Here is an 11,561-nt window from a genome sequence, read left to right on the forward strand (position 1 = left end):
TGCTATGAAAATAGAAGGAAATGATAATGGCTTATTATCATATGATGATGGTCGTCCCGGCAGGGAAAGCCAGAGTAAAAGTGTCAAAGATAATAGTTTTTCAGGTATGTCCGTTTCAGAAAGTAATGAAGTAATTCACCATCTTTCTGAGGCAGTCAGATTAAATGATAACCATGCGGAAAATTTATTGGTACGATCAAACCAGTGGCGTGTTTCAATAGCTTCTAATGATTCCGGTTATATTTCGAATGCTGGAGAAAATGACGATGAAGCTTTGTATGAATATAAAGGGCTGAATCTGAATAAGGTTGGTATTTCTGTCCCGGAACGTATTGAGTCCTTTAAAGAAAGGGCTGGCCAGAAAAAAATAACAGAATTGAAAAATGCTCCCATTCCCGAAAATGATGATGAAGTTGCAGTGGCTGAGGTGGTTGATAAATTTGAAAAATGTCATTTTTCTCCTGAAGTCGACCAGGAAGAATCTTGCTCAGAAGATAAAGTTAAGGTGCCTGCCAAATCTCCATTTGATAGAAGCCGGTTTACACGTAAAGCGATACGAAAGAAGAAAAATCATAAGATCGTTTTACTCTCAGCCAAATTAAGTCAGGAACTTTGCTCTGAATCGATCAATCCAGAGAAAAAGATTCAACGCCAGTTAACGCAAATATTTTCCTTCAGAGCTGCTCTGAGTGATCGGGCAACAAGATTTCATGAAGTTGAGCCCTACCAGAATGGTACCCTGAACCCGGGCTTTGTCATGAGGGCTATCACGGATATACAGTCTTTTGTCAGGCTGTCTGAACCGTACAATTTGATTAGAGACGTGAATATGGATCTGGAGCAGGTTCCGGATGTTATGAAACTGGTTCTTGGGGAAGATAGGTTTAAAACCCTGAGAGGAGAGGCCTTGCGAGATGCCATTTGGCCTGTTGTTGCAGAAAACTTCTGGAAATTTCTTGATGAGTGTGGCTCTCTGGAAAGCACGGTAAAACGTATGCCTGAGTTTCAGAAGCGTGAGCACTATTTTCCATTAGCGTATACAAAGGCTGTCGCTAAATTTAATCTGGCATTTGGAATTGCTGAAAAGAGGTTTCAAAAGTTTTACCTGAAAAGCACGCTTACCGAAAACGAAAAGGGTGAAGTCCTTCAGCTTGTTAAAATGGCTGAACAGTTACAGAATAAGTTCTCAGAGTTTTATTGTCATTATAAACAGCTTCCTGATAGTTCTATTAAGGTCGTTTTGAAAACAATGTTCGGTGATGTTCTGGTGGGTGATAGTGATACTAAAAGCAGGAAAATAATAAGAATGCATCAGGGTATTTTGAAATTGCTAATAATAGCAGATCCTTCCTTTCAGCTTGACCCTGAAGAGTTACCACGTGTTAGAGTCAGCCAGGATCAATGGGATTTGGATTTTTCAGTAGAAAAGGCATTTTTAGAACTTCGATCAGGCATGAAGGAAAAGGATCCACTGATATTCTATAGAGATCTGGCCAGTCAGATTGTTAATAATGTTAAGGACAAAGAAGGATTTCCCAAATCCAGTGAACAGGCTGTACTGCCCTCGGATACCATAATAACGTCAGATTCTCAGCGGGAAAAACTGCGAAATTTCTATATGCAGTTTTTGATTGACTTGTATGATCAGATAGATCCAATTTTGGGAACCCTGGCTAATGATGAGCTTAAAACAATTCATCAAACAACCTTTGACTGTATCTGGCGTGGAATTGAGCCTGACTTATTACCGTCAGTAACCTCAAAAGACAGCTGTCGTTTTCTCAGGCTTAAGTCAAAAAAGCAAAAGCTCAAAGAAGAGCGGCAAAAAATGCTGGAAGTGGCGAAAACAGAGTTTTCCGGAGTTGCTCACTTCATGGCAGTTAAAATTGCCTATATGCAGGCTGAAAAGCAAAATCCATCCAGATAAAGTCTTCTCAACGGTAAAAACAGGCAATTCCTGAATCATTAAGAGTTTTTCCAGAAGCTGCTTTAAAACGCGCTTTTACTTGATACAGCAAGGCCCATTTGCCTATGGTAAGTGGGCTTTTTACTGTCTTGAAACCATTGAGGCCTCAAAAATGTCCCGCCAGTTTATTGATCAGATGCAGTATTCAGTAGACGTCAGTGACAAGCCAGTGAGAATTATCTCTCTGGTGCCATCGCTGACAGAGCTGTTGTTTGATCTTGGCCTGGAAGACCGGATTGTTGGAGTAACCCGCTACTGTGTTCATCCCGGGCGGGCACGCAAGGAAAAAATGATTGTCGGTGGTCCCAAGACATTGGATTTTGCGGCGATAGATGCCTTGCAGCCGGATTTGATCCTCGGTAACAAGGAGGAGAACTACCGGGAGGGCATTGAGCGGCTGCAACAGCAATACCCAACCTGGGTCTGTGATATTCACAACCTGGATGATGCCCTGGCCATGATCACCTCCGTTGGTCAGCTGACCAACAAAGAACACAATGCCGACAAAATCGTCAACGACATCAGGTGCAAAATGGCACGACTGGCTTCGGGAAAGACGCTGCGTGTGGCTTATTTTATCTGGAGGAAGCCCTATCGCGTTGCTGCCGGTAATACGTTTATCAATGAGATGCTGAAGCTTTGCGGGATGGAAAACGTCTTTGCTGATCTGGAGCGTTACCCGGAGATCACCATCGAACAGCTAAAAACAGCCGGGCCAGATTTGCTGCTCTTGTCTTCAGAGCCCTTTCCGTTTAAAGACCGGCACTGTCAGGAATTTGCCGAGCTGGGTGTGACTGCCAGTACCCGGCTGGTGGATGGTGAGATGTTTTGCTGGACCGGCAGCCATTTGCGTCTGGCTGCTGATTACTTCATGGCGCTGAACGAAGAGATTAGTGCTAGATCACGGGAATAATGTTCTCTCCCCTGTCTCGCTTATCCCACCATGTATGAACGGTATCCATGATAAGTTTGATCTGATCCACTGCTTGAACAAAGGCGGGTCCCCGGTCTTTTCTGCCTTGTTGAATAGTCTTGAATACTGCCTGATCCAGTTCCTTTTTATTTTGATATTTTCCGGAGAGTATGTCCCGGTAGATTTCATTTAACACAATCAGCGTTCCGGTTCTGCCAACGCCTGCCATGCAATGCACCATTGTTTTGTCTGAATAGTCGTCCCCGGTCTGATGTTTGCGCACTGCTTCTACAAACCTGAGCAGAGAGTCTTGACCGTTTGTTTCATTGGGAACTCCGTGATCCGGCCAGCCAGTATAATGATATCTTCGTATAAGGCGGGTTTCGCCAGTAATGAGATCAGTCACCTCATATCTTATTTTTGAATACCCAGCTTTTTGTTGTTTTGACTGGTATCTCACTTTAATCCCATTATCAAAGACGATTTCACGGTCGACTTTGTCGCCGACTTTGCCATCGACCTTGCCATTGACTTTGCCGTCGTCATTGAGTATTTCTCCGGTTGGGTAATACGAAGCAATAGGTCCTCCTTTGTTTACCTCGAACTTTTCTCTTTCTCTGGTCAGATCACAAATTACACTGCACTCCGAGTCAAGGGCTGCTCGCCAGATATCGCCTCCAGACATTTGTGCTTTAGCTCGAGGTGCCTGAATGGCGACATACTTGGCATTGGTCAACTCGATATTATTGGCGGGAATATGATTGCCATCAATTGTTAAGGCTGTTTTTTTCGGCAAAGGTACTTTTGATACTGACTCATCGCTAAAGCCAAATCTACTCCAGCGTCCATTGGTAATATGTTTACCTTTAATGGCCGCCAAACTCTCATCACGCATTTGCAAATGTGCGCCCGGATAATTTTTCCTGTTAATTAATTCGGTCACTTTTTCTGAGAGAGTTGACGTTGTTATGTCCCGGGGCAATGCCACATCATCGTACAGAGATTCCGTACTGCCATAAACACTGTTGTAGCCACTGTCGAGACTGGTGGTTGACCCCCAGCCAGAATGCAGTGTATTGGCTGAACTTCTTCGATTTCTAATGCTATCAAGACTGGATGTTGCATCCTCGTCTGGTGGCTGAGTACTAACGCTATTATCGACGTGATTCACAAGGAGGCGAACATCGTTCGGATCGACGAAGATTACATCAGGCGGTGATACTTTTTTATAGGCCTCAATGAGCCTTTTTGCTAATGCTGGTGAGATTTTACGATCCTTTAAACCCAGGGTTTTTACCGCTAAATCAGAACCTTCCACAGGTTTTTCCTTGTTGGCTTCAGAGTTGACCCTTGGTCTTATGGCAGTAAACGCAATTTCCTTACCATTGAATTGAGCCACCAGTACATCTTTTTCAGAATCTTGATTGGATGCTAACTTATTGATTTGATGGATTTGTGATGGGGTAAGCGAACCTAATCCGTTGCTGCTCATAATAATCTTCCGTAATCCTTAAATGATCTGAAAATTATAGCATCGTGCTGGTCAGTAAATTTGACTGGAAAATGAACAGGGCCTCATGGAGACCCTGTTATTGATCAATAAATGTCACATCAAAGGGCATTTTTAAAGATCTGTTCAACGTCTGCCAGAGTTCCCTGCCTGGGGTTGGTTGCTGCACAGGTATCTTTCAGGGCGTTAATGGCCATCTCCGGTATATCTTCTGCCTTGACGCCCTGCTCAGTCAGGCTGGCTGGTACGCCAATGGCTAGTAGCAGGCGACAAATTTCTTTAATCCCGAGTATGGCGGCTTCCTGAGCGCCAAGTCCATACACCTCACAGCCAAGATAGCGGGCAATATCCGAGAGCTTCTCAGCAGATGCCGGCAGGTTAAAGGTCATAACATGGGGAAGCAGAATGGCATTGCATAGTCCGTGGGGCAGGCCATAGCGGCCTCCCAGCTGGTGCGCCATGGCATGAACATAACCCAGACCGCTGCTGTTAAACGCCATACCCGCCATATACTGGGCGTAGGCCATTTGCTCTCTGGCTTCCCGGTCAGAGCCATCGTGGACCGCACGGGGCAGATATTGGGCAACCAGCTTGATCGCCTTACTGGCTACGGCATCGGTAACAGGGCTGGCATTGGTGGACAGGAAGGCTTCAATGGCGTGGGTCAGGGCATCCATGCCGGTTGCGGCCGTTAAACCGGCAGGCATGCCAAGCATCAGTTCCGGCACTGAGAATTTCTTCGCGCATGGCTGTTCCGGTTCAGAGGCATTAGGCGAAGGCCGGTTTCCGAAGAAAGCCGCCTGCTGAGACTGCAAAGCTTGATGGGGCAGGCAGGCTTGTGCAGAAGCCGACCTGCATCGGGGATTAAGCGTGTTTCGCTTTCAGGCTAGCCTGTGGCTCAGCCATATTTTTGGTCACCAGAATGGCAATGTGACCAACGGTGGCAACACCATCAGAGAATGGTGCCATACCCGGAATAACGACAAAACCGGTCAGGGCTTCAATCACTGCGGCAGCCAGGGCGGCAGTGATCAGAATAACCACACCCTTACCGAAGACTTCAAAACTGCGATTGCTTTTGATTCTGAAATAGCTCCCGGAAGCTGGAGAAAGCAGGTTATTTCCAGGCGGCGTATCAGTGTGCGAAGGCTATCAGTGGCGGGACGGCATACTTATGACCTGACGCAAGTCAGTCTCACTCAATTCATTGACGTTAATCAATAAAATTGAGCGGTATAAAAATCCCTAAGGGCAGGAACTTTTGTCGAATTAACTGATCTATAACCCAAATTCTGTATGGTCAGACAAGTAATAGAGGACGGCTAAACCACCATAAACCAACATAGAGTACTACTAATCCATTGCCGCATACATTCAATCCTTGTGTTGATATGACCGGAGTTACCATGCAACCAATAGCGTCAGGCAGTGCAGCCACAATCAGAATAGAAACCGATGAACGACAGTTCTCTGATGATCTGAAGCCACAGCATAAATCGGTGGCTGCCTACAACAAACAAATCTCAGAAATCCCGGAACTGGAGCTGGTCGAATCCCTGGGGCAGCTGAAACTGGATTCACCACCCGACGCGACGCTAACCACCGCCATTGACGAGCGCAGCATTGAGCTGAATATTTCCACGATGCCGCAGCCGTCAGACGTTGGTTTGGACGGTGCATTGCAACAGCATGACCAATCGAATACACCGTTCGATAATAATACGTATGATAATAATGATAGTAGTATCGAGCCTGAATCAGCAGATAAGGCCACGGTGCCAGCAGGTGCTGTTCCAGCAAACAGTGTTAATGCATTTGCCTCACTCAACAGGCCATCAACGAACGTCTCAGACACTGAATCATCATCGGATTATTCAGACACCGAATCATCGACGGACGATTCAGACACCGAATCCGCCTCCCAAAAAGCATCGACAGCACGGGTTTCCGGCACTACTGCAAATAGCGACTCGATAGTACCTTTTAATAAGTCACAGGGCGCAGCCCTTCTTAACAGTCAATCGGGGGAAATGGACGCAAAGAAGGCTGACATTTTCCAATGTCAGACCAATTATCTGGAACTCAAAAAGGTGATCAGCTTCGGTCATTATGTCAGTGCAGCCAGGTTTAGCCCTTCGAGTAAGCATCTGGTTATCGATGCTTTAGACAGTCAGGACGATCGTATTCTGGACATCTGGCGACAAACTGCGGATGGCAACTGGTCCCGGAACGGGAAGTTCAGGGAGCATAGCTTTCGTTTCGAATTCAACCGGTCGGAAAATACATTACTGCGTACCAGCTCCGAAGGCATAGTCACGGTGAGTAAGCTGAACAGCAATGGCTTTTGGCAGGAGGCGGTGGTACTTGAGCACAGCCCCTGCTGTAGAGGCAAAAGCTATGAGCCGGTGATCGCAGGCTTTAGCCCCCGGCAGGACAAGATTATGACTTATGATTATTGGGCCGGCAAAATCAAGGTACTGCCGGTGGATAGCAACGGTCAGTGGACTCCGCTAACCCAGACTCAAGAGATCAGTCACCGTCGGCAAAGGGGGCCACAGCAGCCGTCTTTCAAAGTCACGGATCATAATTTACTGACTTACCGGGGTGGAACAGCGACCATCTGGGCATTTAATGATGACAGCAACTGCATGGAGGTGCAAAAGGTCATTGAGCGCAGTAAGTGGATTTGGGGTGCCCACATGAGTGATGATGAGCAGTATGCTGTGATCTTCGGTGTGGACCAGGCCATCTTTCTGGGGTGTGATGGCGATGGCGAATGGTCGCAAATCGGGGAGGTTTGTCATCCTAAAAGTTATTCAAAGGCCAGTAACGAACCTATCACAGGCTTTATTCACAAAGCATCCTTCAATGCCTCCAGACAATATGCACTGAGTATTGATTCAAATCATATAGCGATTATCTCTGGTTATGACGAAAACGGTTCATGGGAAGTAAAAACTGAAATTCAGGATTGTTCCGATGCCCGATTCAGTGCCTGCGGGCGCAAATTACTGGCCCAACTCTACAAACCTCTGTCTTGCAACAAGACTGATGACCCGCTGGATCAAGGTCAGACCCCTGATGAGCACAGCGACAATTGTTGCGAGGGCTACATAAGACGGACCTATAAAAGCTTTAAACTCTGGGACTGCAGCAGTAATGGTGGTCGGCTGGATAAAGTTCAAACCTGTGAGCACAGCGGCAGTAAAACAGTCATCTTCAGCCCGTCAGAGAATTTTCTTCTGAGCTACGGTGTTGAGTCGAATTTTGCCCGTATTTGGGGGTATGACGAGGAAGGTAACCTGGTTGAGAAAGCAAAGGCATTTCACCGAGGGGGGGTCTACTATGCGGCCTTCAACGCTCAGGAGGACAGTGTGCTGACCAGGGGTATTGGCCAAGAGGTAAAAATTCAGGGCCTGGACGGCCAGGGCAAATGGCAGGAACAGTTGGTGGTTAAACATCAAAGACAGATTCACGAATGCTGTTTTTCCGATTCAGGGCACCTTGCCTATACCGTTAGCCTGGACGGAACCGCGTGTATCCTGGGACGCGACAACGATGGCCAATGGATGAAACAGGCGATGACAAATCTGGTTGATGGCTACTCCATTGAAGGCGCCCAGTTTAATGGATTGGATGACCATTTTCTGATCTATGGCAAAAAAATAAACATAAAAGACAAGCACCAGCCAGGCCTTGTGCAACTATGGGGCTTAAATGATGATGGAAAATGGGCATTAAAAGAGCAGTTAAAACTGGATTACCCCGTGAAAAAGGCCAAATTTAGCCCTGATAGCGATCATTTACTGATCAAGTGTAACGATGATCGACGGGGATATTTTCGTTCAAAAAACGGTACGGTGTTACTCTGGAAAATTCCTGGCAGCCTGGCGGAAACAGCTGACACTTGAGGTGTTACTGAAGTTGACGTTTCTTTGCGAGCACGCAACGAAACGTCAACAGGCCCTGGGAATGAGGGCTGAATATTTTTCTTTTTTGCAAAGAGGTAACGGCAAATAAATTTTATCGTGTTGTTATTCAAATCGTCCATGCTGATCTCTGTTGTCAATCCAGCCCATCTGCCCATGTCGTATCACGCATACGGGGATCGTCGACCTGTTGGCCAAAGCAGTTGTAATGTTGCTCTTTGACCTGCTTGAACACAAACGGCTCAAACAGCATCCGGTATAGCTTGGTGTTAGTGCCACCGTGTTTTGTCTTGCGCGGGAAGCTCTCAATAAACTTTTCTTCTTCCAATTTTTTCAGGCTTGTGCAGATTGTGCCAGTGGTCACGCCAAGAAGCTTAGCCAGTAACCCCTGACTCGGCCAACACTCCCCTTCAGAGTTAGCGAACGTCGCCAGAACGACCAGCAGAAACTTCTGTGTCATGTTCAGCTTATCCATACCACTGGTATTAATTTTGACCCGTATCAAGATACCTATCCCGATTGTGTACGCAAACGAAATCATGTCTATACTGATCCCTGAGCTATCACTCACACGGAGTAATGGTTCGCTGTATGAATAGGAAAACCCGGTGAGGAGCTGCATACTCCGCTTGAGCCGGGTTTTTTCTTGCGTGGAAAAGATAGACCAAAACGGGGGGTATGCAAGACAAATACCCCCCTTTAGTTTCGCGGGGGTACCCTTTTAGTGAAACTAAAACAAACAAGATAAAGAACAATATAAAAAAACAAGTTGGCGGATTGTAATATTTTCTTATTTCATTTTCGGACTGCAAGTCCCAAAAATGTCAGGAGCTGGTCGTTATTTTTTCAGTGGGAGGAACTTTTGCCAAATTGACTGATCTATTGATCAGATACTGAATGTTCCGACCAGTAATGGTGGACGATTTACTCAATCACAGGATGCTACCGGTTCATGGCGGTGTAAATTTAATCCCTGTGCCAATATGACCGGAGTTATCATGGGACCAATAGCGCAAAAATGTCTGAACATCTGCCAAGCCTGGAAAAGTCCGCAAGCACAAACAAAGGTGATTGCTTTTGGTCGTGTGCTGAGCAGGGCAGCCGCAAGCAAAATCGAAACCGGTGAATGGCAGTTATTTAATAACCTGAAACCCCTTTTTGAATCAGTGGCTGCCTATAACAAATATGCTTCAAAAGTCTCTGAACCGGAGCAGCTCAAATCCCTGGAACGGTTGAAACGGAATGCACCTCCCGAGTTGTCGATCATCACTGCTATCGGTCAGCGTAAGCTGGAAATTATCGGGCTTAAGATTTCCATGATGCCATCCTCAGACGCTGTTCCGGGAGATGCATCACATCAGCATGAACAGCTCATTAGCATCGCAGCCGTTAATGATGGGCTGTTACAGGATATTGCGCTGAATAACAAGCATGCGGGCAATATCGATCCAGCGAAGGCTGACATTTTCCAATGCCAGGAAAATTATCTGGAATTTCAACTGGCGGCCTGTTTCGATCACCATATTATTGAAGCCAGCTTCAGCCCAATGAGCAAGAACCTGCTTATACGTGGTTGCAACGATGGGGGCGATTTCAGGCTGAAGATCTGGCGACAAGGTGCGGATGGCAACTGGTTGCAAAAAGGGGATGTTGAAGACTCTGCTTCTATCTATCGCTACGAGCTCAACAGGTCTGAAAATACGCTTCTGAGCAGCAGCTACGATGGCAGTGTCAAGGTAAGTACGCTGAACAGCGATGGCCGTTGGGAGGAGGCGGTGGTGCTTGCGCTTACCCCCTATGATGAAGACTATCCACGGATGGAGGCAGGCTTCAGCCCCGGGCAGAACAAAATTATGTCCTACGACCCACAGAACGGCAAAATCAACGTATTGCGCCAGGATAGCAACGGTCGGTGGATCCCGCTAACCCAGCCTAAAGAGATCCTTCACTATAAGGAAACCGGGCCACAGCAACCACCTCTTAAGGCCACAAACGATTATTTCCTGACTTACCAGGGCTCAAAAGTGACCATCTGGGCCTGTAATGATGAAAGCAACTGCCTGGAGGAGAAAAAGGTCTTTGAGTGCGGTGGGAACATTGCCAGTGCCCAGCTGAGTGATGATGAGCAACACGCTGTGATCTTCACCTGGGGTAACCAGACCATCTTTCTGGGTTGTGATGTCGATGGGAACTGGTCACAGATCGGGGAAATCTGTCATCCTGCGACGATCATAACCGACGACAACCAACATATTACCAACCTGGTTTGCAGAGCCTTGTTCAATGCCACCGGGCACTATGCGCTGACCAAAGATATAGACAACACAGTTATAGTTTCTGGCTACAATGCTTATGGTGTCTGGGAAGGAAAAGCAGAAATTCGTTGTTGTTCAGATGCCAGATTCAGCCCATCCGGGGGTAAAATACTGGCCCGTTTTGAAAGCGGTGGCTCTTTTAAACTCCTGGACTGCAAAAGTCCTGATGATCGCCTGGATCAAGGCCAGACCTTTGTCCATCACGCCAGTCGTGAAGCGCTTTTTAGCCCCTCAGAGAATCTTCTTCTGAGCTATGGCTATAAATCGAATTTCGCCTGCATTTGGGGGGATGATGAGGAAGGTAACCTGGTTGAGAAAGCCAGGGTGTATCACCTGGCGGGGATTGACTATGCTGCCTTCAACGCTCAGGAGGACAGTGTGCTGACCCGCGGTTGTGATTGGACCGTAAAAATTCATGGTCTCAACAGCCAGGGCAAATGGCAGGAGCTTTTGGCGTTTAAACATCTGCTGGAAATTCGTGAAGCCCGGTTTTCTACTTCAGGGCGCTTTGCCTATACCTTTAGCAAGGACACCACTGCTGCCATCCTGGGGTGCGATGACAATGGCAAGTGGACGACACTGGCCGTGACAGAACCTGGTGCCTATGGCATCCATGGTGCCCATTTCAATGCACTGGAAAACCATTTTCTGACCTATGGCAACAAAATAAACCGGAAAGACACAGACCAGTCTGGCCTTGTGCAACTCTGGGGCATCGGTGATGATGGCAAATGGAAACAAAAAGAGGAGATAATAGTGGATTATCCCATTCAACATGCCAAATTTAGCCCTGATAGTGAACATTTAGTGATTTATTGCAACGATGTTCGGCAAGAGCCTTTCCATTCAGAAGCTGGCATTGCGTTACTCTGGAAAATTCCTGCCAACGTACCAGGTGGTTAAGAATTGCGCCTTATTTTGCCAAATT

The 11,561-nt window shown here is 46.8% G+C and carries 8 protein-coding genes; 4 read left to right on the forward strand and 4 right to left on the reverse strand.

The genetic code is table 11. The features are described from left to right. The first annotated feature begins 4 nt into the window (after window positions 1-4). Together ACO6V1_RS13490 and ACO6V1_RS13495 are read left to right on the forward strand one after the other, a co-directional pair. Window positions 5-1,927 carry a hypothetical protein gene (locus ACO6V1_RS13490; protein ID WP_422467181.1) on the forward strand — a complete coding sequence of 641 codons (1,923 nt, stop codon included), beginning with the start codon at window positions 5-7 and terminating at the stop codon, window positions 1,925-1,927. A gap of 79 nt (window positions 1,928-2,006) precedes the next feature. Further along, entirely contained in the window at window positions 2,007-2,879 is an 873-nt protein-coding gene (locus ACO6V1_RS13495; RefSeq protein ID WP_422467183.1) for a helical backbone metal receptor, read from the forward strand. On the opposite strand, the gene ACO6V1_RS13500 is transcribed toward ACO6V1_RS13495, so the two are convergent. The 3 genes from ACO6V1_RS13500 to eutH form a co-directional block, all read right to left on the reverse strand. After that, window positions 2,863-4,371, reverse strand: coding sequence for a tyrosine-protein phosphatase (locus tag ACO6V1_RS13500; RefSeq protein ID WP_422467185.1), 1,509 nt, complete (start codon window positions 4,369-4,371; stop codon window positions 2,863-2,865). The genes ACO6V1_RS13495 and ACO6V1_RS13500 overlap by 17 nt on opposite strands. Before the next feature lie 119 nt (window positions 4,372-4,490). Beyond that, complete coding sequence (locus ACO6V1_RS13505) at window positions 4,491-5,117, reverse strand: hypothetical protein (protein WP_422443977.1); 627 nt, start codon at window positions 5,115-5,117, stop codon at window positions 4,491-4,493. A gap of 136 nt (window positions 5,118-5,253) precedes the next feature. Continuing rightward, window positions 5,254-5,505, reverse strand: coding sequence for an ethanolamine utilization protein EutH (eutH, locus tag ACO6V1_RS13510; RefSeq protein ID WP_422467189.1), 252 nt, complete (start codon window positions 5,503-5,505; stop codon window positions 5,254-5,256). Between the two features lie 290 nt (window positions 5,506-5,795). Here eutH and ACO6V1_RS13515 point away from each other — a divergent pair, with 290 nt between their 5' ends. Further along, the gene (locus ACO6V1_RS13515; RefSeq protein WP_422467187.1) at window positions 5,796-8,300 is read left to right on the forward strand and encodes a hypothetical protein; all 2,505 of its coding nucleotides are present in this window, start codon (window positions 5,796-5,798) and stop codon (window positions 8,298-8,300) included. 154 nt (window positions 8,301-8,454) lie between these two features. Here ACO6V1_RS13515 and ACO6V1_RS13520 read toward each other — a convergent pair whose 3' ends face one another. Further along, window positions 8,455-8,859, reverse strand: a complete 405-nt coding sequence (locus ACO6V1_RS13520; protein ID WP_422443973.1) for a helix-turn-helix domain-containing protein — start codon at window positions 8,857-8,859, stop codon at window positions 8,455-8,457. A 457-nt stretch (window positions 8,860-9,316) separates the two neighbouring features. Between ACO6V1_RS13520 and ACO6V1_RS13525 the strand changes: the two genes are divergently transcribed. Beyond that, a complete protein-coding gene (locus ACO6V1_RS13525; RefSeq protein ID WP_422443971.1) occupies window positions 9,317-11,536 on the forward strand; it encodes a hypothetical protein in 2,220 nt (739 codons plus the stop codon). Window positions 11,537-11,561: the final 25 nt, after the last annotated feature.

Source organism: Endozoicomonas sp. ALC013 (genome assembly GCF_049310205.1).
Taxonomy (GTDB): Bacteria; Pseudomonadota; Gammaproteobacteria; order Pseudomonadales; family Endozoicomonadaceae; genus Endozoicomonas.